Source organism: Pseudomonas sp. RIT778 (assembly GCF_019718735.1).
GTDB classification, from domain to species: Bacteria; Pseudomonadota; Gammaproteobacteria; order Pseudomonadales; family Pseudomonadaceae; genus Aquipseudomonas; species Aquipseudomonas aphyarum.
Genome location: NZ_JAIHBA010000033.1, coordinates 70,462 through 94,461, shown reverse-complemented (window position 1 = coordinate 94,461; position 24,000 = coordinate 70,462). Strand labels below are relative to the sequence as shown.

At 58.4% G+C, this 24,000-nt stretch carries 30 protein-coding genes; 20 read left to right on the top strand and 10 right to left on the bottom strand.

What is annotated here, in order from left to right; translation table 11 throughout:
* The first annotated feature begins 42 nt into the window (after positions 1–42).
* From K5E37_RS22725 to K5E37_RS22710, 4 genes are all read left to right on the top strand, one after another.
* Positions 43–957: a LysR family transcriptional regulator gene (locus K5E37_RS22725; protein WP_221535218.1), complete on the top strand. Its 915-nt coding sequence runs from the start codon at positions 43–45 to the stop codon at positions 955–957.
* Between the two features lie 63 nt (positions 958–1,020).
* Positions 1,021–1,929 carry an alpha/beta fold hydrolase gene (locus tag K5E37_RS22720; protein ID WP_221535217.1) on the top strand — a complete coding sequence of 303 codons (909 nt, stop codon included), beginning with the start codon at positions 1,021–1,023 and terminating at the stop codon, positions 1,927–1,929.
* Entirely contained in the window at positions 1,926–2,969 is a 1,044-nt protein-coding gene (locus tag K5E37_RS22715) for an FAD-binding oxidoreductase (RefSeq protein ID WP_221535216.1), read from the top strand. Before K5E37_RS22720 ends, K5E37_RS22715 begins: the two co-directional genes overlap by 4 nt.
* A gap of 194 nt (positions 2,970–3,163) precedes the next feature.
* A complete protein-coding gene (locus tag K5E37_RS22710) occupies positions 3,164–3,505 on the top strand; it encodes a hypothetical protein (protein WP_221535215.1) in 342 nt (113 codons plus the stop codon).
* A 65-nt stretch (positions 3,506–3,570) separates the two neighbouring features.
* On the opposite strand, the gene K5E37_RS22705 is transcribed toward K5E37_RS22710, so the two are convergent.
* On the bottom strand, positions 3,571–4,299 hold the full coding sequence (locus K5E37_RS22705; protein WP_221535214.1) for a DUF695 domain-containing protein: 729 nt from the start codon (positions 4,297–4,299) through the stop codon (positions 3,571–3,573).
* Between the two features lie 205 nt (positions 4,300–4,504).
* On the opposite strand from K5E37_RS22705, the gene K5E37_RS22700 reads away from it, so the two are divergent.
* Complete coding sequence (locus K5E37_RS22700) at positions 4,505–4,987, top strand: HIT family protein (RefSeq protein ID WP_221535213.1); 483 nt, start codon at positions 4,505–4,507, stop codon at positions 4,985–4,987.
* A gap of 33 nt (positions 4,988–5,020) precedes the next feature.
* On the opposite strand, the gene K5E37_RS22695 is transcribed toward K5E37_RS22700, so the two are convergent.
* On the bottom strand, positions 5,021–5,467 hold the full coding sequence (locus K5E37_RS22695; RefSeq protein ID WP_085604462.1) for an anti-virulence regulator CigR family protein: 447 nt from the start codon (positions 5,465–5,467) through the stop codon (positions 5,021–5,023).
* A 137-nt stretch (positions 5,468–5,604) separates the two neighbouring features.
* Between K5E37_RS22695 and K5E37_RS22690 the strand changes: the two genes are divergently transcribed.
* The 5 genes from K5E37_RS22690 (at position 5,605) to K5E37_RS22670 (ending at position 9,135) form a co-directional block, all read left to right on the top strand.
* Positions 5,605–6,642, top strand: coding sequence for an alpha/beta fold hydrolase (locus K5E37_RS22690; RefSeq protein WP_221535212.1), 1,038 nt, complete (start codon positions 5,605–5,607; stop codon positions 6,640–6,642).
* Between the two features lie 67 nt (positions 6,643–6,709).
* The gene (locus tag K5E37_RS22685) at positions 6,710–7,033 is read left to right on the top strand and encodes a gamma-glutamylcyclotransferase (protein WP_085604468.1); all 324 of its coding nucleotides are present in this window, start codon (positions 6,710–6,712) and stop codon (positions 7,031–7,033) included.
* Entirely contained in the window at positions 7,014–7,460 is a 447-nt protein-coding gene (locus K5E37_RS22680) for a hypothetical protein (protein ID WP_258713435.1), read from the top strand. Before K5E37_RS22685 ends, K5E37_RS22680 begins: the two co-directional genes overlap by 20 nt.
* 7 nt (positions 7,461–7,467) lie before the next feature.
* The gene (locus K5E37_RS22675; protein ID WP_221535211.1) at positions 7,468–8,160 is read left to right on the top strand and encodes a phytanoyl-CoA dioxygenase family protein; all 693 of its coding nucleotides are present in this window, start codon (positions 7,468–7,470) and stop codon (positions 8,158–8,160) included.
* 57 nt (positions 8,161–8,217) lie between these two features.
* Entirely contained in the window at positions 8,218–9,135 is a 918-nt protein-coding gene (locus K5E37_RS22670) for a helix-turn-helix domain-containing GNAT family N-acetyltransferase (RefSeq protein ID WP_221535210.1), read from the top strand.
* A 3-nt stretch (positions 9,136–9,138) separates the two neighbouring features.
* Here K5E37_RS22670 and K5E37_RS22665 read toward each other — a convergent pair whose 3' ends face one another.
* From K5E37_RS22665 to K5E37_RS22655, 3 genes are all read right to left on the bottom strand, one after another.
* A complete protein-coding gene (locus K5E37_RS22665) occupies positions 9,139–10,341 on the bottom strand; it encodes an FAD-dependent monooxygenase (RefSeq protein ID WP_221535209.1) in 1,203 nt (400 codons plus the stop codon).
* Entirely contained in the window at positions 10,338–10,859 is a 522-nt protein-coding gene (locus K5E37_RS22660; RefSeq protein WP_085604480.1) for a MarR family winged helix-turn-helix transcriptional regulator, read from the bottom strand. The genes K5E37_RS22665 and K5E37_RS22660 overlap by 4 nt, the downstream gene beginning before the upstream one ends.
* Before the next feature lie 186 nt (positions 10,860–11,045).
* Positions 11,046–11,501, bottom strand: coding sequence for a helix-turn-helix domain-containing protein (locus K5E37_RS22655; RefSeq protein ID WP_221535208.1), 456 nt, complete (start codon positions 11,499–11,501; stop codon positions 11,046–11,048).
* Between the two features lie 96 nt (positions 11,502–11,597).
* On the opposite strand from K5E37_RS22655, the gene K5E37_RS22650 reads away from it, so the two are divergent.
* The 6 genes from K5E37_RS22650 to K5E37_RS22625 all read left to right on the top strand — a co-directional run bounded on the left by K5E37_RS22650 (position 11,598) and on the right by K5E37_RS22625 (position 17,939).
* Positions 11,598–12,539, top strand: coding sequence for an aromatic alcohol reductase (locus K5E37_RS22650; RefSeq protein WP_221535207.1), 942 nt, complete (start codon positions 11,598–11,600; stop codon positions 12,537–12,539).
* Positions 12,540–12,669: 130 nt separating this feature from the next.
* Positions 12,670–13,659, top strand: a complete 990-nt coding sequence (locus K5E37_RS22645) for an aldo/keto reductase (protein ID WP_221535206.1) — start codon at positions 12,670–12,672, stop codon at positions 13,657–13,659.
* Positions 13,656–14,795: a carboxymuconolactone decarboxylase family protein gene (locus K5E37_RS22640; protein WP_221535205.1), complete on the top strand. Its 1,140-nt coding sequence runs from the start codon at positions 13,656–13,658 to the stop codon at positions 14,793–14,795. The genes K5E37_RS22645 and K5E37_RS22640 overlap by 4 nt, the downstream gene beginning before the upstream one ends.
* A gap of 121 nt (positions 14,796–14,916) precedes the next feature.
* Complete coding sequence (locus tag K5E37_RS22635; RefSeq protein WP_221535234.1) at positions 14,917–15,861, top strand: alpha/beta fold hydrolase; 945 nt, start codon at positions 14,917–14,919, stop codon at positions 15,859–15,861.
* A 50-nt stretch (positions 15,862–15,911) separates the two neighbouring features.
* Positions 15,912–16,964 (top strand): alpha/beta hydrolase, encoded by a 1,053-nt coding sequence (locus K5E37_RS22630; protein ID WP_221535204.1) that lies wholly within the window; start codon positions 15,912–15,914, stop codon positions 16,962–16,964.
* Positions 16,965–17,045: 81 nt separating this feature from the next.
* Positions 17,046–17,939: a LysR family transcriptional regulator gene (locus K5E37_RS22625; protein WP_221535203.1), complete on the top strand. Its 894-nt coding sequence runs from the start codon at positions 17,046–17,048 to the stop codon at positions 17,937–17,939.
* Between the two features lie 24 nt (positions 17,940–17,963).
* Here the strand turns inward: K5E37_RS22625 and K5E37_RS22620 are convergent, their stop codons facing one another.
* Positions 17,964–18,503, bottom strand: a complete 540-nt coding sequence (locus K5E37_RS22620) for a GNAT family N-acetyltransferase (RefSeq protein ID WP_311776192.1) — start codon at positions 18,501–18,503, stop codon at positions 17,964–17,966.
* Between the two features lie 465 nt (positions 18,504–18,968).
* On the opposite strand from K5E37_RS22620, the gene K5E37_RS22615 reads away from it, so the two are divergent.
* Positions 18,969–19,331: a DUF6124 family protein gene (locus tag K5E37_RS22615; protein WP_192564712.1), complete on the top strand. Its 363-nt coding sequence runs from the start codon at positions 18,969–18,971 to the stop codon at positions 19,329–19,331.
* A gap of 239 nt (positions 19,332–19,570) precedes the next feature.
* Positions 19,571–20,560 carry a GIY-YIG nuclease family protein gene (locus K5E37_RS22610; protein WP_260404408.1) on the top strand — a complete coding sequence of 330 codons (990 nt, stop codon included), beginning with the start codon at positions 19,571–19,573 and terminating at the stop codon, positions 20,558–20,560.
* A 60-nt stretch (positions 20,561–20,620) separates the two neighbouring features.
* Here K5E37_RS22610 and K5E37_RS22605 read toward each other — a convergent pair whose 3' ends face one another.
* Together K5E37_RS22605 and K5E37_RS22600 are read right to left on the bottom strand one after the other, a co-directional pair.
* A complete protein-coding gene (locus K5E37_RS22605; protein WP_221535202.1) occupies positions 20,621–20,860 on the bottom strand; it encodes a hypothetical protein in 240 nt (79 codons plus the stop codon).
* A 106-nt stretch (positions 20,861–20,966) separates the two neighbouring features.
* A complete protein-coding gene (locus tag K5E37_RS22600; RefSeq protein WP_221535231.1) occupies positions 20,967–21,197 on the bottom strand; it encodes a hypothetical protein in 231 nt (76 codons plus the stop codon).
* Between the two features lie 278 nt (positions 21,198–21,475).
* Between K5E37_RS22600 and K5E37_RS22595 the strand changes: the two genes are divergently transcribed.
* Complete coding sequence (locus K5E37_RS22595) at positions 21,476–22,285, top strand: DUF1206 domain-containing protein (protein ID WP_085604519.1); 810 nt, start codon at positions 21,476–21,478, stop codon at positions 22,283–22,285.
* 57 nt (positions 22,286–22,342) lie between these two features.
* On the opposite strand, the gene K5E37_RS22590 is transcribed toward K5E37_RS22595, so the two are convergent.
* Together K5E37_RS22590 and K5E37_RS22585 are read right to left on the bottom strand one after the other, a co-directional pair.
* Positions 22,343–22,819 carry a hemerythrin domain-containing protein gene (locus tag K5E37_RS22590; protein ID WP_007955324.1) on the bottom strand — a complete coding sequence of 159 codons (477 nt, stop codon included), beginning with the start codon at positions 22,817–22,819 and terminating at the stop codon, positions 22,343–22,345.
* A 284-nt stretch (positions 22,820–23,103) separates the two neighbouring features.
* On the bottom strand, positions 23,104–23,352 hold the full coding sequence (locus K5E37_RS22585; RefSeq protein ID WP_221535230.1) for a hypothetical protein: 249 nt from the start codon (positions 23,350–23,352) through the stop codon (positions 23,104–23,106).
* A 161-nt stretch (positions 23,353–23,513) separates the two neighbouring features.
* On the opposite strand from K5E37_RS22585, the gene K5E37_RS22580 reads away from it, so the two are divergent.
* Complete coding sequence (locus K5E37_RS22580) at positions 23,514–23,981, top strand: metallophosphoesterase family protein (protein ID WP_085604522.1); 468 nt, start codon at positions 23,514–23,516, stop codon at positions 23,979–23,981.
* Positions 23,982–24,000 lie beyond the last annotated feature (19 nt).

Genomic DNA, 24,000 nt, shown 5'->3' with positions numbered 1-24,000 from the left:
ACCTCTGACGAAAGACTTCAATCGTGATTCGAGGAACCCGGCATGATCTCCGACCCAGGCACACCGACGCTCGATCAATTGCGCGTCTTCCTCACCGTCGTGGAAATCGGCAGTTTTGCAGGAGCTGCGCGCAAGCTTCACCGGGCCACTTCGGTGATCAGCTATTCGATTGCCAACCTTGAAATGCAGCTGGGCGTGACACTTTTTGATCGCCAGACCACCCGCAAACCGCAACTCACCGAAGCCGGGCGCACCGTGCTGGCCGAAGCCCGGACCATCGCCAACGGCGTGCATGGCCTGCGCGCCAAGGTCAAAGGCCTGCTTCAGGGGCTCGAAGCCGAGGTTCACGTGGTACCCGACGTGATGCTTCCCGCCGAACGGATCGTGGACGCGCTCAAAGCCTTTCAGGAGGAATTCCCAACGGTCGCCCTGCACTTGCACATGGAGGCCCTCGGCGCCGTGACCGAGCGGGTAATCAACCGAAACGCTGTCATCGGCGTGAGCGGCCCGATGAATGAAAGCATCGATGGTCTTGAAAGAATCGGCGCCGGCAACGTCGAGCTGATCCCCGTCGCCGCGCCGAATCATCCGCTGGCCTTGGCCATGCTAAATCCGCCGGGGGCCGGGCGCGAGTTCACGCAACTGGTGCTGTCCGATCGCTCGGAACTGACCAAGGGCAAGGAGTTTGCGGTGCTCAGCAACCGCACCTGGCGGCTGGCGGATCTGGGCGCCAAGCACATGTTGCTGCGCGAGGGCATTGGCTGGGGCAACATGCCGACGCCGATGATCCAGGAAGATCTGGACAGCGGCCGACTCGTGCCACTGAACCTGCCGGAGTACACCAGTGGCAAATACCCTTTCAGCATCATCTACCGCTCGGACCTGCCACCGGGACCGGCAGCGCGGTGGTTGATCGAGCGCTTCGTTCAACAAGCTGCGGCGCCGGAACCAGGCTGAAAACGCACGTCGGAACAGGACAAAGCCGTCTACGCTCCAGCCACCCCCTCTGGAGTGAACGCCATGATCCGTGCCCTGCTCACCGCTTCCCTGCTGCTGGCCCTGAGTGTTCCGGCCCATGCCGACGTGACGCCCTTCCCCGCTTCGTTCCGCACTCAGGACATCGCCGTGGACGGTGCAAAAATTCACACACGCATTGGCGGCAAAGGCCCGGCGGTGGTGCTGTTGCACGGTTTTGGCGACACCGGCGATATGTGGGCGCCGCTGGCGGCGGATCTGGCGAAGGATCACACCGTGGTAGTGCCGGATTTGCGGGGCATGGGCCTGTCGTCGATCCCGGCCGATGGCTATGACAAGAAGACTCAGGCCGGTGATATCCGCGCGGTACTGGCTTCGCTGGGCATCGAGCATTCGGTGGTGGTCGGCCATGACATCGGTACCATGGTCGCCTTCGCCTACGCCTCGCGGTATCCGCAGCAAACCGATCGCCTGGTGGTGATGGACGCGCCCGTTCCGGGGATCCCGCCGTGGAACGAAATCGTTCGCTCGCCGATGCTCTGGCACTTCGACTTCGGCGGTCCGGATGCAGAACGACTGGTGGCCGGGCGTGAGCGCATCTACCTCGACCGCTTCTGGAACGAGTTCGCCGGCGACCCGAAAAAAGTCGACGAAGCCACCCGCCAGCACTACGCCAAACTCTACGCCCGGCCCGGCGCCATGCACGCGGCGTTCGCCCAGTTCCGCGCGATCCGCCAGGACGCGGTGGACAACGAAACGTCGATAAAAACCAAACTGAAAATGCCGGTACTGGCGGTCGGCGGCGAAAAATCCTTCGGCAACAACGAAGCCATCGTGATGCGCAATGCCGCCGACAACGTCACCGAACTGGTGATCGCCGGCGCGGGGCATTGGCTGATGGAGGAAGCGCCAGTGGAAACCACTCAAGCGATTCGCAGGTTTATTGCACAGTGAATGGCAAGCGAGTTGTTGTGATCGGTGCCGGCATCGTCGGCGCGTCGATTGCTTATCACCTGGCCGGCAAAGGCGCGAAGGTCACCGTGGTCGATGCCGCAGAGATCGCGAGCGGCGTTACCGGGCGTTCGTTTGCGTGGATCAACACGTCGCACAGTGGGCCCGATCCCGTTGCGCAACTGCGCGCTGCGGCGATCAGGGAATATCACCGGCTCGAAACAGAGCTGCCGGATTTGAAGATACGCTGGACAGGCGCCCTGACGTATCCACCCGGCACCGATCGGCGACCGGCAACACCCCTGCTCTCTCGCCCACAGGTACTCGACATTGAGCCCCACCTAAAAAACCCTCCCCAGCAGGCTGTTTACGATGCAACCCAAGGTGCGCTGGACGCTGTACAAGCTACCCACGTGTTGATCGCCGGGGCTCAGGCTCATGGGGCACACATTCTTGAGCAGACTCAAGTGCTCGGCCTCACCACCCACAAAACCGCCGTGACCGGCATCCAGACTGCATCGGGCACCATTGAGGCCGATGTGGTCGTACTCGCCGCGGGGACCGGCATCACACAACTGACCGAGACTCTAAACCTGCCCCTTCCCATCGAGGCCTCGCCGGCCATTTTTATCCGCTACAGAATGCAACCCGATCGGGTGAACACCCTTATCTCCAGCCCGGAAATGGAAGTCAGACAAGGTCCGGAAGGAATCTTGCTGGCGGCAGAAGATTATCTGGACGATACGCTGGAGAATCGCCCGGAGGCCATCGCACGAAGAACCGCAGTGGCGATTCAGAACGAGTTGGCCGGGATCATTTCCATCGAGCCAGAACAGGCTTGTATCGGGCTCAGGCCCATTGCGGCGGATGGCACGCCCATCATCGGTTATCTGCCAGGAATCGACGGAGTGTACGTTTGCACGATACACCCGGGCGTGACTCTGGCAGCCATTGTGGGGCGCCTGGTCAGTGAAGAGTTGATCCATGACCAAGCCTCCCGTGACTTGAGCGCATGCCGTCCTGAGCGTTTTTTTCAGGTGTGAAGCGCCGACGGGGTTCATCACTCCCTTGCTGGCCGATTCCGCCGGAATTGGCGCAGCAGTTCAGAGCACTTCGGACGACCGAGCCCAATCATTGACTGCATCAATAACAACCATTAATTCAATGAAGTTCTCATATCGAATCCAAAGCGTAGGATCTGCTCCATACCAACCCACTGCACACGGAGTACAGAACCATGAAACGCCAAACCCTCCTCGGTATCGCCTTCTCGCTCTTCGCCCTGAATGCTTTTGCGGCGACTGAAACCGATCCACTGTTCAGCGATGCTGTTGCCTCTGCGACTCAGACTGATCCACTGTTCAGTGATGCCGTTGCTGCTGCGACCCAGACTGATCCACTGTTCAGCGATGCCGTTGCCGCGACCGAAACCGATCCGCTGTTCAGCGATGCAGTGGCCGCGACCGGAACTGATCCGCTGTTCAGCGATGCAGTGGCCGCGACCGAAACTGATCCGCTGTTCAGCGATGCGGTTGCCGAAGGTGGCTCTGACCGTCTGATCGAACGTCGTAACGTCTGAATGCAGGGTTTTACCGCAGTACTCGACAAAAGCCCGGCCTTAACCGCCGGGCTTTTTCATGCGGGTTATTCCACGCATTTCTTGGGGGTCATGCGGATGTCTTGAGTCAGATTTTCAGCGCTCTGTAGCTCAGTTCCCGACACCGCTTCTTTTTTCGCCGTCAGTTCGATCGGGTATGGACCGGTCTGCGCCAGAACTGCCTGTGTCCTGGCAATGAATGCTTCGTCGCTTTGTGTGTAGAAGATCCATTCACGTTGCCCTCCTCCCGTCACCGTGCATATCCATTTGGCCAGGCCTTTATCCTGTAAGGCCGGCAGTATCAGCTTCTCCATTTCGGCCATGCGCTTGCCGACCCGATATCCCGGCGCGTGAGTCGGGGAGGAATATTTCCAGGTGATTCGGGCTTTGAATGGCAACGCCTGTTTTTCAGTTGCCGAGATGGAGTCCACTACGGCGAAAGTCCCGGGAAGAGGCGTAGCTGGAAAATCAGATTCCTGGAACTTACTTTGGATATCGGTGCGTGCTTGCATCCTTACCGCGTCGTTATCGAGAAGCTGTTCAAGCGCTTCCGCTTTTCTGATCTCCCGATCTTTTACGCACCTGTCGTACTCGGTGCTGTTGACCGGGCCTGCAATCAGGCATTGATCGGGCGCGACCGGGAACCGAGTCGGTTCATGGCTGGAACAGCCTGCGACCAGCAGGCTGGCCAATGCCAGAAACGGAAGTTGTTTTGTAAAGTACTGCACGCCCGAAGCGGATGTCATCCGTGAGCGCCCGGATCCTTCAGTGACCATGAATCTTTTTCCTTGAACCTTGAGCGGTTTTACCTATTTCAGGACTGCGGTAGTTATCGTCACTGCGAGCACTTTCTTAAGAAGAGATAGCAACGCCGCATCAAAGTCGGGACTAGAAAGGGGACAGATCTATTTTTCTGTCTTCAGCTGAAAGACCTGCACTTTTGCTACGCTGGCGCACCGCTTGCCCCAGGACCAATGGCACATGGAAGTTGCCCCGCACTTCATTCTTCATGAAACCGAGCACTGGATCGTCAACCACCATCTGGCCAGTGCACTTCCCGGCTATCTGATGCTGGGAACCAGGATCAAAACCAATTCACTGGCCGAGCTGTCGACAGAGGCATTGGCGGAGCTCGGAGGGCTGCTCGCAAGAACCCAGCAGATCATTGAGCATCATCTGAAGCCCAAGCGTCTTTATATCGGTCGCTTCGGCCATGAGCCGGGTCTACCTTTCCACTTCCATTTCATTCCGGTCTATGACTGGGTCGAAGACTTGTTCTGGAGAGACTCCCGCTATCGCCTGCTCGAATCTTTTGCCTACGCCGAGAATCCCTTGCCATCGACCGATGGCGCAGAGCTGACGCTGTTCGTTTGGCGAGAATTTGCCGAGAACCCCACACCGCCGGCGATTCAGGGGCGCTCTGTTGAAGAGGTGATTGAGGAACTGCGCAGCGCCTTCAAATGATCAGTTCATCGAGTCGTCCGCTGCGCGGATGATTCAATCGAAGGCGCCATTGAGCACTTCATATATCAGCCCGGTGGCCAGCGCGACCAGGATCAGATCGGTGCCGACCTGCTGCCATTCGTAGCCGTCGTAGTGCGGCAGCCTGCCGACCAGTCGACCATCGAGCTTCTTCGCAATCCCTGGCGGCAGCGGCTTGCCCCGCGCCAGGTTCTTCTGGATGCCGGGCGGCAGCGCCGGGCCCGGGGTCCAGTAGCCGCGATAGCCGTCCACAATCCCGATCACTCCGGCGTGGTCGATACTCGGGCCATGCCCCTGATAGCCGCCCCCGCCTTTTTTCCCCTGATTGCCATGATCCTGGGTGTTATGCGGATTGCCTTTGCCCTGCCCCTTTCCGTTGCCCGGATCGGCCAGCGCTGTCAACGAACTGCTCAGCAGCGCAATACAGGTCGTGGTCGCAATCAATGTGCGTAAACCGGACATCGGCCGTTCCTTGAATGAATGGGTGTCTGTGGATTCTAGTCAGTTTTTTTTACAGGTATGGAGAGAGCGCCATAAGACTGGTAGAACGTCTGGGCGAACGTCCCGTTTGCCCGATTTGATCAAGGAAGATAAAAACAATGAAAAACGTTTTTGGCCTGTTGTTTCTGATCTGCCTTTCAGCCAGTGCAAACGCTGACGAAAACCCCATCGGTTTCCGCTCCGCCACGCTGGCGGACGCGCACAACGAGCGCCCGCTGGACATGGTTGTCTGGTATCCCGCCAAGACCACCGCGCCCGCGCAATTGATTGCCGACGACGCAGTGTTCGTCGGGACTTCGGCGGTGCGCGAGGCGCCGCCAACAGCCGGCGATCATCCATTGCTGGTGCTCTCGCACGGGTTCAGGGGTAACTGGAGCAATCAGGCGTGGCTGGCCAGCGCGCTGGCCCGTCAGGGTTACATCGTCGCGGCGGTCAATCACCCTGGCACCACGACGCATGACCGCAGTCCGAAAGCCGCTGCACAGTTGTGGCAACGGCCTGCCGACATCAGCCGTGTGATCGATGCGGTCACCGCTCAACCGGAGCAATTTGGCGCAGTCTCGAAGGGCCGAATTGCAGTCGCCGGCCATTCGCTTGGCGGCTGGACCGCTCTGGAAATCGCCGGCACACGCTTCGACCCCGAGCGCTTTGCCGAGGACTGCGCAGCCCATCAAAAACTCGCCAGTTGCTCGGTTTACAAGACGATCAGCGTCGCCGACACGCCGGATGCGAAGAGCCAGATCAGCTCAGACTTGAGCGACAAACGCGTCCGCGCCATCGTGTCACTGGACCTGGGCCTGTCACGCGGGATGACCGACGCCAGCCTCGCCGCGCTGCCGGTTCCGACACTGGTGATCGGCGCGGGCGTGCCGTCCGAAGACCTTCCCGCCCAACTGGAATCGGCGAATCTCGCCACGCGCCTGCCTTCGGCTACCTCGCAGTATGTCGAGATCAGCGACGCCAGCCATTTCAGCTTCATGTCCTTGTGCAAGCCCGGCGCCGTGGCACTGCTCGAAGAGGATTCGCCCGGCGACGGCATCATTTGCGCGGACGGCGGCGCGCGTTCGCGTGAGGTGATCCAGCAACAGGTGGTGGCGTTGATCGACGGGTTTCTGAGTCGGTCGGTGCAGAACTGATCGCGGTGTTGCCTGCACATCGTTGATACGTCAGGATCCCTCCCTTTTTTGACTGGCAGGAGCAATCGTGGAACGTCTCTTCGTTTATGGAACCCTGGGCCCTGGCCGGCCAAATGAGCATGTAATGCTGAACATCGGCGGCACGTGGCAGGCCGCTTCGCTGAAGGGGCGCCTGTCGCAGGCCGGATGGGGCGCGGCGATGGGCTTTCCCGGGCTGGTGATTGCCGAGGATGGCGATGTGATCGAAGGCTACGTCTTCTCCTCCGAGAATTTCCACCTGCACTGGGCGGCGCTGGATGAGTTTGAAGGGGCGGAGTATCAGCGGGTGTTGACCAAGGTCACGCTGGATGACGGGACGGCAATGGATGCGTATGTCTACGCGCTCAGATAGTCGGCGTTCGCCCTTTTCTCGGCGGCTGAAGATCGTCCTTGCCGGGCTATTGTTTTGTGTCGGGCTGTGGAGTGTTTCCGAGTGGTGGGAGAAGGCGTTGGCGAAGCCAGCCTATGCCGCTGATATCAGCCCTGATGGCTGCTTCAGGGTGCAAACGTTCAGACCTTTCTGGCTACTGCCCAACTTCCTTCACCCTCAAGCACCGCCGGACGACGCCTTCGAAACTCAGTGGTTTGTCAGCTGGGAGTCTCCTGCCTTTTTCCGTTTGTACGATAATCGCGATGGTCAGTTACTTGGCGAAAGCGAGATCTACGATCTGGTGAGTTACGGAGACCGATTGTCTTGGGGTTACGGCAGCGATACCGAGGTTCGCGTCGGCATGATCACGATCGGCAATACTCGTCCTGATTGTAAAAAGGGAGACTGATGAAGCCATGACGAGCCGCGAACTACTCCATGACAAAGGCTACACACTGCTCTTTGGAGCGGTTCCGAACACGTGGCTGCCCGCCCTTCGCCTCGCTTTCGATACCGGCATCAAACCCTCAAACGAATGGCCCGTGCCCCGTGGCATCGACTGGCGCCATTCGCAGCTGGACACTGACCCGACCGTTCAGGCCGTGTGCCGATTGCCACAATTGCTGGCGGTGGTGGGCGAGTTGATCGGCGAGCGCTTCTTCCTCTCTCAGGTCGAGGGCCGCGAACCGCTCGCCAATGGCGGCCACCAACAGTTGCACCGCGACTTGTCGGCGCAACGCCCCGGCGACACCGTCAACGCGCTGGTGTACCTCGACGATTACGGCCCGGAAAACGGTGCAACCCGCATCGTTCCCGGCAGCCATCGCCCTGCTCTGAGCGAGCCCCCGTTCGACTCCACTGACGAGTCCCGATCCGTGCAACTGACGGGCAGCGCGGGCGACATCCTGATCTTCGATGCCGACCTGATCCACGCCGGTAGCCTGAACGCCAGCGGCGCACGCCGGCGCACCCTGTTGATCACCTGTTTTTCCGAATCGCTCTACGCCACACACCTGGAAACGGTGAGGCTCAGAAACATACAAATGGACACGACTGAGCGGTTCGATCCGGAGGACTTTGCGTTCGGGATCAGGAAATCATTCATTTGACTTGATTGCCTTAGGCAACTATATAGTTGCCTAAGGCAATCATTTGAGCATCCCACCATGTCCGCAATCACCGACCGCGCCGACATCGTTCGGCAATTCAACCGCTTCTACACCCATCAGATCGGCGTGTTGCAGGAGCATCTGCTGCAAAGCGATTACTCGCTGACAGAACTGCGCATCCTCTACGAACTCGCTTCCGGCGGCGACCTGACCAGCGCCGACCTGCGCCAGATGCTCGGCCTCGACGCGGGCTACATGAGCCGCCTCATCAGCGGTTTCGACAAAAAGGGCCTGATCCAGAAAGTCCCCTCCGCCACCGACGCCCGCGCCAGTCAATTGCACATCACCGACCTCGGCCGCGAGATCCTCGCGCCGCTGGAGCAAGCCTCGCGGCAAGAGGTCATCACCCTGCTCGAACGCCTGGCCGAACCGCAGCAACTGCAACTGATCGCCTCGATGAAGCAGATTCAAACCTTGCTCGAAGGTGGCCAACCGACGACCTATCTGCTGCGCGATCCGCAACCCGGTGACATGGGCCTGGTGGTGCATCAGCAGACGGCGATCTACAGCCGTGAGTACGGCTGGAATTCAGAGTTCGAAGCGCTCGTGGCAGAGGTTGTCGCCAAATACCTGCGCGAATTCGACCCCACCGGCGAGCGCTGCTGGATTGCGGAGAAGGACGGCAAGGTGGTGGGTTCGGTGTTCGTCATCCGTCACGACGAAACCACCGCGAAACTGCGCATGCTCTACGTGGATGCCAGCGCGCGGGGCCTGGGAATCGGCAATCGGCTGGTCGAGGAATGCCTGCGGTTTGCCCGTGATGTCGGCTACAAAAAGATGATTCTGTGGACCACCAGCAATCTGGTGGATGCCCGCCGGTTGTATCAGCGGGCGGGGTTTGAGCTGGTCGAGGAAGAGCCGATTCACAGCTTCGGCAAGGAGCTGGTGAGTCAGACGTGGGCGATCGAGTTGTGAGGTTTATGCCCGCGGTGAGTCGTCGTAGTCAGGCAGGACGATGGCGTCGGCTTTCGGCGAAAGGATTTTGCCGAACAGTTTCTTGAGCCCCGGCGCAGTAGCCATCCGCAGCACGGCATGGCCGAGTGCAATGCCCAGACGCGAATGCGGCGACGCCAGTCTCGGGGCGAACTTGGGCACGCTTTGCGCCTGAGCCACGAATGGACGCATCAGCGCTTCATAAGCGGCGAAGGCCTGACGGTGATCAGCGTGGCGCCCGAGTTCTCCGGCCAACACGTAGGCGCCGCACAGTCCCAGGCTGGTGCCCATGCCGCTGATGGGCGACGCACAATACGCCGCGTCCCCGAGCAGCGCGATGCGCCCCTTGGACCAATGGGGCATTTTGACCTGACCCACCGCTTCCAGATAAAGGTCAGTCGTGTCATCCAGCGCGGCGAGCACGCGAGGCGTCTCCCAACCCGCGTCGGCAAACAGTTTTTTGAGCAAGGATTTCTGTTCGTCCTGCGCAAGCTTTTCGTATCCGCTCGGCGCCTGCTGAAAAGACAAAAACGCGCGCGTGGTGCCGAGGTTGTCAGGACGCAAACAAACGCAGCGACCGCCCGGCAAGTTGTGCCAGCGCATCACCTGGCCGTCGCTCGGCTGTCGAGGCACGGTGAAATAAGCCGTGTAGAGATCGAGCGGGCGCCGCTTCACTTCATCGCCGAACACCTGATTGCGGGTCGTCGAACCCATCCCTTCGGCCACGATCACCAGATCGTAAACCTGCTCCCCGCCCTGCTCGAAACGCACGTGAACCTGCTCGCCATCGTCCTCGATGCTTTCGATGCTGTCACCGAACCGGTACGTGACCCGGTCCTCGCTGTGCTGGATCAACAGCTTGGCGAGCTCACCGCGCAGGATCTCCAGTTCCGCAATCGGCCCGTCACCGTCAAACGCATCGACCCCGATGAACGCCTTGGTCTGGTTGTCCCGGTCAACGAAAGCGATACCCTGCTCGTGCGTCGTGTTCGCACGAATCAGCTCCTCCAGCCCCATGCGCCGCACCACTTCACGCCCGGCGCCGCGCACATCGATAGTTTGCCCGCCATCACGAAACGCCGGCGCCCGCTCGACCACCGTGACGTCCATACCCTGACGCGACAGCCAATACGCCAACGCGGGGCCGGCGATACTTGCACCGGTGACGAGTATTTTCTGTGGCTTCATTCTGCGTCCTGCGTTTCAGACGTGGCTGTCGTGCTGCCCGGCAACGTGTTGCGGTAGACCTCGATCACCCGGCCCAGAAAGGTCTCGATGACTGCACGATCCCGCTCGTCCAGCGCACCCAGCACCGCGCTCAACCCATTGAGCATCGGCGCGATATGCCGATAGGCCTGTGCCACCGACTCCGGCACCGGGCACACCAGTACCCGGCGCTTGTCGTTGAGCTGTCGCTCGCGCACCACGTGCCCGGCACGCTCCAGCCGGTCGATGACCTGGGTGATGCCCGCCGTGGTCACGGACAGACGCGAAGCAAGCTCGGTCGGCGGCAACGGACCGTCGGTAATCAGATGCTCCAGCGCCGCCACGTCGGTCTGATTGATGCCCAGCATCACGCCCAACTGGCCGGCCGCAGCACGGGTCAGGATGGCGATCTGTTGCAACTGCTGGCCCACGGCATCGCTGGCGATCTGCAGCGTGCGTGGATCTTCGGCGGGATTGGGCGGAGATGTGGGTGATGACATGCGCAGGTCTTGTTCGGAGATCGAGGGATTCGGTTCGAGGCGAGCGACACTAGCATATAGCTAACTTGCTTAGCTAGTTTTGTAAAGGCTGACCCGAGTGCTCAATGCCAAGACAGAAAATGGCAAAAAATCAAAAAGGGGACTGATGTCCCCTTTTCTCTGAAGCAACGCGCCCGTGCCGATTCACTAAGGCACCTCTGAATCCACTGCCATGGGCGTGGGGACTTGCCAAGAAGGTTTTTGGTCAACCTGAGTGTCGAAAGCACGACGTGCCTTGCGAATGTCGTCGACGTTTTCGACCACCCACGTCCACACAGGCGACATACGGACCAAAAGCCCCATGCCCAGTGGCGTCAGCTCGTATTCGACACGCGGCGGAATTTCACCGAACTCCCGCCGAATCAGAAGACCATCACGCTCCAGTGAGCGCAGCGTCTTGGTCAACATGCGCTGAGTCACGCCCCTCATCTGTCGCTTGATCTCAGCATGGCGCATCGTGCCGTACACACCCAAGGCGTGCAGGATGCCCAACGACCAGCGACTGCCGGCATGCGTGAGGACTTCTCGCCGCACTCCATCATCATCGTCTCTGAGCGTCTGGCAGATCCTCTCTGCCTGGCCAAGAGTCTCGTGGTCGGTCATTTCTCCTCCCGGTATCACACGTGTGCCTTCTTACTGGTGCTGTCGAATGGTGCAAATATCTGCCCATCTTACAGACAGCAGGTTTCAGGAGACATCATGACCGAAACAACACAGCCTTCCCCCCAATCGATTCTCGTACTCGGTGCCGGCGAACTCGGCCTGCCGGTTTTGCGCAATCTCGCAAATGTGGCAAAACGCGCCCCGGGCTCTACAGTAAGTGTCCTCCTTCGGTCCTCGACCATCAGCACCCAGATGCCGGAGAAAAAGGCAGAAATCGATGAGCTGCGGAGTCTGGGGATCCAAATGGTCGCCGCCGACCTGGTGAGTGATTCGATCGATCAGCTGGCTGAAGTCTTCGCCCGATTCGATACCGTCATCGGCTGCGCAGGCATGGTGGCGGGTCGGGAAACGCCGATGAAGCTTGCCACCGCAGCGCTCAAGGCCGGTGTGAAGCGCTACTTTCCCTGGCAGTTTGGCGTGGATTTCGAGGTCATCGGGCGAGGCAGTCCTCAGGATTTGTTTGATGCTCAACTCGATGTGCGCGAATTGCTCCGCGCCCAGGATAAAACCGAGTGGGTCATCATCTCGACGGGCATGTTCACCAGCTTCCTGTTCGAGCCGGTGTTTGAGGTGGTGGACTTCGAAAACGACGCCGTGAACGCCCTCGGCAGTCTCGACAACAGCGTGACGCTCACCACACCGCAAGACATCGGCAGGTTGACCGCCGAAATCGTCTTCTTCGAACCTCGTTTTCGCAATCAGATCGTCTACCTTTCCGGCGACACCGTGACCTACGGACAAGTGGCGAGCATCCTTGAACGGGTGCTTGAACGTCCGTTCAAACGCAACGTCTGGACTGTTGAGCACCTGATCCAGGAACTTGAAAAAGATCCCACCCACCACATCAAAAAGTATCGCGCCGTGTTCGCACAAGGCAGAGGCGTGGCCTGGCCGAAAGCTGGCACGTTCAACGAACAGCAATCCATTCAAGTGACCAGCGCGGAGCAATGGGCTCGAGAAAACCTCGTGAGCCGCTGAAATCACCTGGCGCTCACCGGTCCTGTCGGATTGATGAGCGCAACTCATAAACCCTTGCCGATTTACCCGTCTAGTCCCCTCTCCCGCGCTCGCTTACTGTTCTCCCAACGCCAAACGACGGGAGATCAGAATGCATAAGCGCACACTCGGCAACAGTTCACTCGAAGTCTCGGCCCTGGGCTTTGGCTGCATGGGTTTGAGCCATGGCTACGGCCCCGCCACCGATACTCGACAAACCATTTCCGTGATCCGCTCAGCGGTTGATCAAGGTGTGACGTTCTTCGATACCGCCGAGGTCTATGGCCCTTACCTGAATGAACAAGTGGTGGGCGAAGCGCTGGCGCCGGTCCGCGATCAAGTGGTCATCGCCACCAAGTTCGGCTTTACCTTCGGCGACGACAATAAACAGCAGATCCTCAACAGCCGCCCCGAGCACATCCGGATCGCCGTCGAGGGTTCGTTGCGTCGGTTGAAGACCGATTACATCGATTTGCTCTACCAGCACCGGGTCGATCCGGACGTGCCGATCGAGGACGTGGCCGGTGTGGTGAAAGCGCTGATTGGCGAAGGCAAGGTCAAACACTTCGGCCTGTCGGAGGCCGGTGCGCAAACCATCCGACGCGCCCATGCGGTGCAACCGGTCACGGCGCTGCAAAGCGAATATTCGTTGTGGTGGCGCGAGCCGGAGCAGGAAATTCTGCCGACGCTTTGGGAGCTGGGCATCGGCTTCGTGCCGTTCAGTCCGCTGGGCAAGGGTTTCCTCACTGGCACCGTGTCTGCCGAAACCACTTACGGCAGTGACGACTTTCGCAGCATCGTCCCGCGCTTCAGCCAGTCAGCGTTGCAGGCCAATCAGGGGCTGGTGGTGTTGATCCGGCAGATCGCCGCGCAGAAACAAGCAACACCGGCGCAAATCGCATTGGCCTGGCTGCTCGCGCAGGCACCGTGGATTGTGCCGATTCCCGGCACAACCAAACTGCATCGTCTGGAAGAAAACCTCGGTGGCGCTGACATCACGCTCGACACGAGCGAACTCAAGGCGATTGATACGGCACTGGCGCAGATCCACATCGAAGGCGAGCGCTATCCCGAAGCGCTCAAGGGGCGGGTCGGCCGATGAACCGTTTGATCGCACCATTCGTTGCCTTATCGCTCATCAGCGCAGAAGCCCCAGCCGCCAGTGAAATACGCATTACCCCGAAAGGCGCCCAACCTTCTATCCAGGGCGCACCCGAAAACTTCACCGGCACAGTGCGCGTGGACGGCCTGTTCAAGGGCGAGCTGCCGGCACGTGTCGGTGGCGGCACGGTGACCTTCGAGCCTGGCGCACGCACCGCGTGGCATACCCATCCGTTGGGGCAGACGCTGATCATCACGGCCGGGGTTGGCTACGTGCAGCAAGAAGGCGGGCCGCGTCAGGAAATCCGCCCGGGCGACATTGTCTGGATCCCCCCGCTCACCCGTCACTGGCATGGCGCCACAGCGAGCACCGGCATGACGCACATTGCGATTGCTGAAGCCGAGGACGGCAAGACGGTCACCTGGGCCGAGCAAGTCTCGCAGGCGCAATACGATCCAGCGACACCGCAAGACATTTCCAGCACACAAGCCAGCATCGACACACTGTCGAAAAAACAGCAAGCCATTCCCCTGATCGCCGCGTTCATGGCGACCAGCGACATGCCCAATCTCAACGTGGCGCTCAACCAGGGGCTCGACGCGGGTCTGACCGTCAGCGAAGCACGGGAAATTCTCGTGCAGCTCTACGCCTACGTCGGCTTCCCGCGCAGCCTCAATGCGTTGAATGAGTTGATGTCCGTCGTCCAAGCGCGCAAGCAACGCGGCATCGAGGATGCGCCGGGACGTGAGCCAAGCCGGGCAATTCCAACCGGCGAAGAACTGCTTAAAGCTGGCACCGCCAATCAAACGAAGATTTCCGGCGCCCTGGTCAAAGGCCCGGTGTTCGAGTTTGCTCCGGTGATCAACCGGTTCCTGCAAACCCACCTGTTCGGCGACATCTTCGAGCGTGACAACCTCGACTGGCAAAGCCGTGAACTGGCGACCGTCGGCGCGCTGGCGGCGACTCCGGGCGTGGAACCGCAATTGCGCTCGCACATGCTGGCGAGTCTGCGCGTGGGGCTCAGCGCAACGCAGTTGCGCCAAGTCACCGAGCAATTGAAAAAGCACAGCGATGCACAGACCGTCGAACGGGCCAACACGGCGCTGACCCAAGCCCTCGCGGCTTCGGTGAAATGACATGATGCCTGCCAAAACCCTGCCGGTTCTCACTCTGTTAAGCCTGTTGAGCGCCTGCGCGAACCAGCCCGAAAGCCCGTTAGTGATTCAGAAACAAGGCAGCTTCGCCGCTGGCGGAACCATGACCACCGCACCGGGCACCTTCAATCCGCGCAAACCGCTGACGCCCGACGGCCAGACCTACCACGGCGACCACGCCTACGCGTTCTACCAGATCCCGGTCGATGCACGAAAACTGCCCATCGTCATGTGGCACGGCGCCGGTCAGTTTTCCAAGACCTGGGAAACCACCGCCGATGGCCGCGAGGGGTTTCAGAACCTGTTTCTGCGCCGCCACTACGGTGTCTATCTGATTGATCAGCCTCGTCGCGGTGATGCGGGTCGCAGCAGTGTCGAGACGACCATCAAGCCTGTGCCGGACGAGCAACTGTGGTTCAACCAGTTCCGCATTGGCCTGTGGCCGAACTACTTCAACGGCGTACAAGTGGCGCGGGACGCGCAGAGCCGCGAGCAATTTTTTCGTGCGATGACGCCGAACACCGGGCCTTTCGACATGGGCGTGGTCTCCGATGGTGTATCAGCCGTTTTTGATCGAATCGGCCCGGGCATCTTGTTCACCCATTCCCAGGGTGGCGGACCGGGCTGGTTGACGGCGATCAAGAACGACAAGGTCAAGGCCATCGTGGCGTTCGAGCCTGGCAGCAGCTTTGTGTTTGCCGAAGGTGAAGTGCCGGCGCCGATTCCCAGCGCGTTCGACACGGTGCAAGGCGCAGCCGTGCCAATCGAGCAATTCATGGCGCTGACGCGTATCCCGATTCTGATCCTCTACGGCGACAACATCCCCGAACAGGCCGTCGACCTGCCTGCTCAGGACAGCTGGCGCGCCCGCCTGATGATGGCCCGGCTTTGGCGTGACGCGGTCAATCGGCACGGCGGCGATGTACGCCTGATTCACCTGCCGGAGATCGGTATCCACGGCAATACCCACTTCCCCATGTCGGATCTGAACAACGTGCAGATCGCCGATCTGGTGGCGCAATTCCTCAAAGAAAAACAGCTGGACTGACCCGCTCCCCTCTTTCGACTGCCGCCCTTTTGATTGCTCAGGAGCTCCACGTGAAAAACACTCTCAAAGCCACGTTCATGTCGGCATTGGTCGGCCTCTCTGCCGGCGAATCCCTGGCCGCCGACTACAAAAAGAACCCGTTCACCCTCGCCTATGACGGCGCGATCACCAAGAACGAACCGGGCAAGGTCAACATTCATCCGGTCAGCTACAAGCTCAATGGACTGGACATCGCCGCCAACGTTTACACCCCGGCCAACTACGACGCGAAAAGAACCTACCCGACCGTGGTCGTCGCGCACCCGAATGGCGGCGTTAAAGAGCAAGTCGCCGGTTTGTACGCCCAGCGCCTGGCTGAACAGGGCTACATCACCATCACCGCCGACGCGGCGTATCAGGGCGCCAGCGGTGGTCAGCCGCGCAGCATCGATAAACCCGCGTATCGCATCGAAGACATCCACGGCATGGCCGACTTCATCAGCCAGTTTGCCGGCGTCGATAACAAACGCCTGGGCCTGCTCGGCATCTGTGGCGGTGGCGGTTATTCGCTGGCGGCGGCACAAACCGACAAGCGCTTCAAATCGCTGGCGACCGTCAGCATGTTCAACTCGGGCCGGGTGCGCCGCAACGGCTACAACGACTCGCAGATGGACAGCATTCAGCAACGTCTGCAACAGGCATCGGCGGCCCGCGCGCAGGAAGCCGCCGGTGGCGCGGTGTTGTATTCCGGTGATGCCAACCTGACGGATGAGCAGATCGCCAAATTGCCGTTCGAACTCTATCGACAGGGCTACGAGTATTACTGGAAGACCCACGCGCACCCGAACTCGACCTTCAAATACACCACCAGCAGCCTCCTCGATCTGATGCGTTTTGACGCCACCCACCAGATCGAGCTGTTCAATCAACCGTTGCTGATGATCGCCGGCAGCAAGGCCGACAGCCTGTACATGACTCAGGACGCCTTCCCCAAAGCCACTGGCACCACGGACAAGGAAGTGTTCATCCTCGAGGGCGCCACCCACATCGAAACCTATTGGGTGCCGCGCTATGTAGACGCCGCCATCGGCAAGCTGAGCGGGTTTTACGCCCGTACCTTGTAATGAACTCTGTGGGGGTCGCGCATCCGTGCGCAACCTGCTTTCATGGATCAATCCCGCGCCCCTCATGAGAGGTTCTCATCAATGTCCCGCGCCAATCTCAACGATCTGCAAGCCTTCGTGGTCATCGCCCGCGAAGGCAGCTTCACCCGCGCGGCCGCACAACTGGGCGTCTCGCAATCGGCGCTGAGCCACACCATGCGCACGCTGGAAACACGGCTGGGCGTGCGCCTGCTGACGCGAACCACCCGCAGCGTTTCGCCGACCGAAGCAGGTCAACGCCTGTATCAATCGATGGCGCCACGCTTCGATGAAATCGAACTGGAACTGGCCGCGGTCAGCGAGTTTCGCGACACCCCGGCCGGCAATGTGCGGATCTCGGCGTCCGAACATGCGGCGAACAATATTCTCTGGCCCAAGCTGTCGAAGGTGTTGCCTGACTACCCCGACATCAAGGTCGAGATCATCGTCGACTACGCCCTCACCGACATCGTTGCACAGCGCTTTGACGCCGGTGTTCGCCTGGGTGAACAGGTGGCCAAAGACATGATCGCCGTACCCATCGGCCCATCGTTGCGCATCGCCGTCGTGGGCTCGCCGCAGTACTTCAAAGACCGACCAATTCCCATGACGCCGGGCGATCTGGCTGCGCACAACTGCATCAACCTGCGCCTGCCCACCCACGGCAGCCTGATGCAATGGGATTTTGAAAAGGACGGCCGCGAACTGAAGGCCCGGGTCGAGGGGCAATGGACGTTCAACAGCAGTGTGCCGATCCTGCGCGCGGCGGTGGCCGGATGCGGTTTGGGATTTCTGCCGGAAGACATGGTTGCCGGGGAAATGGCTGACGGCAGTCTGGTGCGGGTGCTTGAGGATTGGTGCCAACCCTTTGCGGGCTACCATCTTTACTATCCGAATCGCCGGGAGCAGTCGTCGGCGTTTGGGGTTGTGGTGGATGCGCTGCTCTATAAGGGCTGAATGAGCGTTATGGCTGCCATGGATTCAATCGGTTGACCCGGCCCATTGAGCCCTCGTGAGTCCGTAACACTGGCACCAGGCGGGTACAGCGGAGAGCTTCAACTCGGCGTCATACAAGTGCGTCGCACCGATCTTCAGCGCAGCTTTTTGTGAGCGAATGTTTGTCGGCGCGATATGGAAATAGACCGTGTCATACACCTTGAAAGCATGCGCCAGCATCAGATCCTTCAACTCGCGATTGGCATCACCGCCCCACTTCGCCCGCACCAGAAAGGTGTACCCGATGGCGATACTCTCCGGCAGGTCGGGCGGTACGTAGTAGCTCGACATCCCGACAATCTGCCCGGACTCGCTATCGATGATGGTGAGCGCTTTGGCGGTGGCCAATCGAGCGGCGAAATACGCCTCAAATACTGGCCGTTCATGGCGATCATTGGCGGGATGACCGGCCCAGATGCCTGGATCACTCGCGGCCAGAAACATGTTCTCGAAATCACTGTCGGTCAGCGGTCGGAGCTTTAATGTGCTGCCGGACAGAACGGGTTGCCAGTTGAAGTCGTGCACGGTGGTGGTGTCCTTTCCGGAGGGCTTGGGGATGCAGCCAGTCTAGGGCAGCAGAGCGCCGGGGAAAGATCCAATACGACGGTTATTGAAGGAGCCATCGGAGGTTGTTTAAGGGTTTCGGCCTTTGCTGTTTAAGGACACTCAGCGTTACTTCCTCAAGGCTACAACGCCTTGCGTCATTGCCTACGACTACGCCAGAATCCGCCGGCTTGTGCGTCTGGGACGCGGGTTTTATCGTTTCCGGGTCACTGGAAAACAGTGATGGGGTTTGGTAGCCCGAGTTAACTAGTCGCATAGCGCGCCATTCGCAGACCTCCGCAGGTCTGTACTTGATGGTGGCCATGCGCAGGGCACTTTCGAGTGCGCCGGGTTCCTAGTTACCGGTCTACCAACCCGCGTATTGGCCGCCACCCTTCGTTTGGTAGCGAGGGTGAAGGCTCCTTATCAATAATTAGGAGTTTCACCATGATCAAACCAACACCGAATCCTCCGGAAACCGATCCGGTTTCGCCCTACAAATTCCCCGATTCCCGAACCCTCAACGAAGCCGCCGAACGCGCGCTCGATCACTACCTCACACCGCAGCAACGGATCATGGGTAGCCACCACAAACACGACCCCATGTACCTGGCTAACCCGGCGTACGACACTGAATCCCTGCTAGCCAACGCCAGTGAATCATTGGGATCGGCGAGCGAGATGCTCAATAACTTTGCTGCCACGCTGGAGCCTGCTCATCGCAAGACCGCGATCGGGATTGCGCAGTTGGTGATGTTGAGTGAATTGGCGGTGAATCAGGCTTTGGATCATGTTGAGGTGAAGAGCTAAGCGTTTGCCCTTTGTGGCGACCGGCTAGTTCGGAGCGACAGAGGGAATGAGTGCTGACCGAAGCTGCTTGGGTGACTGGCAGCTTTCGGCCAAAACCGGTCAATCCGAACAGTAGTAGTTGAGGCAATATTTTGTTCTCCCGTATCCTTCTTGCTGTAAGAAGACTGAGAGAACATAGAACCTTATTGACCGATGTATTCAAGCCACCTTACAGATCTACATCACCGGACAGAATAAACATGATGGCTCAAACACACAGCGTGGGCTTCGTCTACGTTCTCACGAATCGCGGGATGCCAGGCCTAGTAAAGATTGGTTTTACAGAAAGCCTTCCTGAAGACAGGGCAAAAAAGCTATATACAACGGGTGTCCCAACTGGCTTTGAAGTGGCGTTTCGCGCTGCAACATCTCGTCCGCGTGACTTAGAAACTAGAATTCACAAAAATTTGGAAAAGCATCGCTTTGATGAGGCTCGCGAATTTTTTCAAGTTGACGTCCATCAGGCGATCGAGGCTGTTCGTTTTGCCTTAATCGACATCGCTGGTATTGGAAGTTGGAAGAATAAGAAGCCGCATCTCTTAGTCGAAGACGACCGCTTAAGCTTGGCGCTCAAAGAGGGGCAGATTTTCGCGCTGATTTGCTTCGCTGATACCGCACAGCTTATATCTGGTCGCGCTGAGATACTCGATTTGTGGCAGGTGCATTCTGAGGGAGACATCCTAGAGATTTCTGCTGCCCACACATCAAGTCAAGTCGCCGGCTTCAGCGACGATGACCCTGGTAGTTCCGAGGATCCAGTTCCCTACCTAAATCGTGATCAAACAGCTACTAACGGCATGATTACCGGACGTGAGCGCCTGGTTTCTGGAGATCGACTTCTATGGATTGCTGCACCTGACGACGAAGAATGTTCTGCGTATGCCATTTTTGAGGCACGCACCCCTTGTCAGATTGTTAGCAGAACATGGCACCCCTCAGTGACAGCTGACGGAATTCCGCTGTTGTTGAACCACTTCACTTATGAGGCTGTATGGCCAGAGGCTTCCATTGCCATGCGCGAGGCCGTTGCGCTCCCAACACCTCGCGTCTGGGCGCCACACAGCGACTGCTCCGCAACAAGTGCAATCAACAATGAGCCACCGCCACCTGAATACTGGTTACCGCAATTGAAAGCACGCTTGAGCAAAAGTTACATAAAAAAGGGGACTGATTTATTTCTCAGAAAATAAATCAGTCCCCTTTTCTCTTCCGGCTTTGTAGGAACATCCGCTCAGTCGAAGTGGATCGCCCTACTCGCCTTGGGCGTCCGCCACTTCGATTCGGGTGATTCCGACCAGACTCGCCTGCTTGATAATCTCCTCGGGTGTGGAGTCTGCATCAGGCATGATCAGGCTGTTCTCGCCATCCCCGAAATGTAACTGCAACAAGTGTATGGCCGCGTCCTGAATGGCCAACTCAGGCTGCTTCAGTTCGAGCTGATGGGTACGGGGTTGGTCGTTGAACAGGTACGTGATCGTGTAATTGCGCATGGATGACACCCTCAGAATAGTAATCGGCACCTATCCCGACTGAGTGGTCAGCTTATAGTTCAAGCAGATGACTGTTCATGAATTTCGATCCAGTGACCTGATCTGATCAGCCTCGCGACAAGGACTTCAGACGCTCCACCAGTGCGGCTTCAAAAATGATGTACAGCCGCTCGGCATCGCCGGCACGCAACGCCCCGCCGGTTTCCAGTCCCAGCACGAAGCCATCCGCTCGCGCCCCTGCCTTGACAGCAATGATCATCGAATCTGCCCGGACAATCTGCGCCAGTAGCCGATCCGCCTCTCGCTGAATTTTCTCGCCCAACACCAAGCCTTCCACATCGCCACCCAATACCCTCAATTCGACATCCAATACACGACAGCGATAACTGCTGAAACCCAAATGATGGTCAACACAATCGAATAGCCAGCCAGTTGCTTGTCCATCTGCACCACTGCATCAATATGAATCTAAATGATGGGTCAGGATCGTTCAGCCCGCAACCACACCTCACATCGCCGTTGGGACCACAGGTTGCGCGATCATCTACGACTTGTAATAGAACCCCCTCCAGAAAGGACGGTCTGCTCTTTTATGACCTCTCGGAAGCAAATCCAATGTCCGCGCAGCGCAACCTAGTAATACTCGCTCGGGGTGGATACGCCTCCCGCGGAATGCTCTATTTGATCATCGGTATATTTGCCTTGATGGCAGCCCATGACTCGACAAAACCAAAGGACAGTCACAAGAGCCTGGAGGCCTTGCTGAGCCAACCGTTCGGCTATTTTCTGGTGGGACTTGTGGTCGCGGGTCTGCTTGCATTTTCGGCTTGGCGTGTCCTGCAAGCCGTACGCGATGTCGATCATCACGGCGTGCAACTCAAGGGGCTGGTGATTCGTGCAGGCCTGTTTGCAGGAGGTTTGGTCAACGGTGCTCTGGCGTTTTTCGCATTGGGCCTGCTCGTGAGCGGCACCCGAAGCTCGAGCCATTCAGGAGAGCAGACCAAAGACTGGCTGGCGCATCTTCTGTCGTGGGAACACTCGAATTTATTGTTGTATCTGATCGCGCTCATACCACTGGGCGTTGGAGTGGCTCACATCATCAAGGGATGGAAGGCTTCGTTCGAAAAGTATTTTGAGGCCGACGACGAGGTCATGCGTTACGTCCGTCCAGTGTCACGATTCGGCCTGATCGCCCGCGGAGTCGTGTTTATGGAAATCGCTTTGCTGCTGGCAGTCAGCGGTTCCGCTTATCAAGCCATGGACCCACCCGGCATGAAGGAAGCGCTGGACGCACTCCAGAATCTACCCGCTGGATGGCTTGTCTTGATGGTGATGGCTCTGGGGCTGATTGCCTTCTCGGTTTACAGTTTCTCTGAAGCGTGTTGGCGCAAGATAAACATGGATGTGCCAGGCGTAGCCAAATGAAAAGCCCGGCATTAAGCCGGGCTTTTGCTTGCTCCGCAGGTCCATCTATCTATTTGTTCAGGCCGCCATATTCGACCCGCTGAGACTTTTCTTCAGTGAAGCCTTCATCACTTCCATTTCCTTGCCCAACTCTTCGAGCTTGGCATTGCCCAGCAGCTTTTTGGCTTGGGGAAACATCTCGGTTTCCTCTTCCTCGATATGGTGTTCCAGAAGCTCCTTGACCACCTTCACGCGACCGGCGAACTCGGGTGTAGAAGGATCGGTGGACTTCAGGTCTGGCAATACCAATGAATCTACCGTGCGGTGTTCTTCTTTCGCCTCGTAGTACATCTCATCCTGTTCCTTACCGCCTGCTTCCTTGAAAGCCGGATACAGAATCTGCTCCTCGAGCTGGGTATGAATGGTGATTTCCAGTTCAAGCTTGTCCAGCAACTCCGCACGTTTTTTTAATGCGCGATCGGTGGATTCACTGAGTTGATTCAGAATGCCTTTAACTTTTTCGTGGTCAGTTTTCAGAAGGTCGATGGCGTTCATTTGAGGCCTCTATCACGGATTATTGTTCGCCGATCCAAGTCGGCAATTCTCGCGTCATTCCAAACAGACATCGCATATTTTGTGCCAGCACTTCAAATTCTAAATGTCATTAAACATCAACGGTTTGTGCAGGATGATGGCCAAATAAAAGCATGCACTCTGCATGAGTAGAGGCTGAGATTCTTGCAAATAGCGGAAGCGCGCCAGTAATCGGCAATTGCTGCGAGAGGTAATAGCGATTGGATACAGACGGAGGACGCTAGGGCCAGTAGCCCTAGCTGATATCACTTTTTCTTGTTCGCCGGTTTTTCTGCTTTTTCTGATTTTTTAGCCTTGGTTGACTTGCTATCAGATTTTTTCGCAGATTTTTTTTGTTCGGCATCTTTTTTCTTGTCTTTCTTTTCGGGCGATTTGGCAAGAGCCGAGGCCGCCGCTGACTTTTTCGCCGGGGACGATTTTTTGTCTTTCAATTCCTTGGCATTTTTCGAGGACTCACCTTTATTTTTCTTTTCTTCTTTAGCCACGTCGACCACCTCACGAAGTGCCGGTATTGGCACATTGCCTATGAAATTTTCCACAAGCTGATCATTAGGCGAGAGCGCCCTGAAGCGGTTCAAATTATTTGATACCGTTAAATGGCTTCATATATAACCGAACCAACAATTCGTCTTTCAAAACATCATCGGAGATATCCATGAAAACCGCCCTGATCTCCGACACCCACAACCTCCTCCGCCCCGAAGCCCTCACCGCGCTCCAGGGCTGTGACCAGATCATCCACGCCGGCGACATCGGCAACCCGGACATTCTCACCCAACTGGCCAAAATCGCCCCCGTCCACGCCGTGCGCGGCAACAACGATCTCAACAGCCCATGGGCCGAAAACCTCCCCGACCTCCTGACCTTCTCCCTCAACGGCTGGGCAGCACTCCTCGTTCACGACATCGCCGACGTTCCCGCCGATCTCGATCCGGGCATCAGGCTCATCATCACCGGCCACTCCCACAAACCCCGCATCGAATGGCGCGGTGAGCGTCTCTACGTGAATCCCGGCAGTGCCGGCCCTCGGCGTTTCAAGTTGCCGGTCACGCTGGCGATCCTCGAGATACAACCCGACCGCATCGAACCGCGCCTGATCTCCCTGCTGGATCCCCCCGCCTGAAACCGCTACCGTTCCCCCA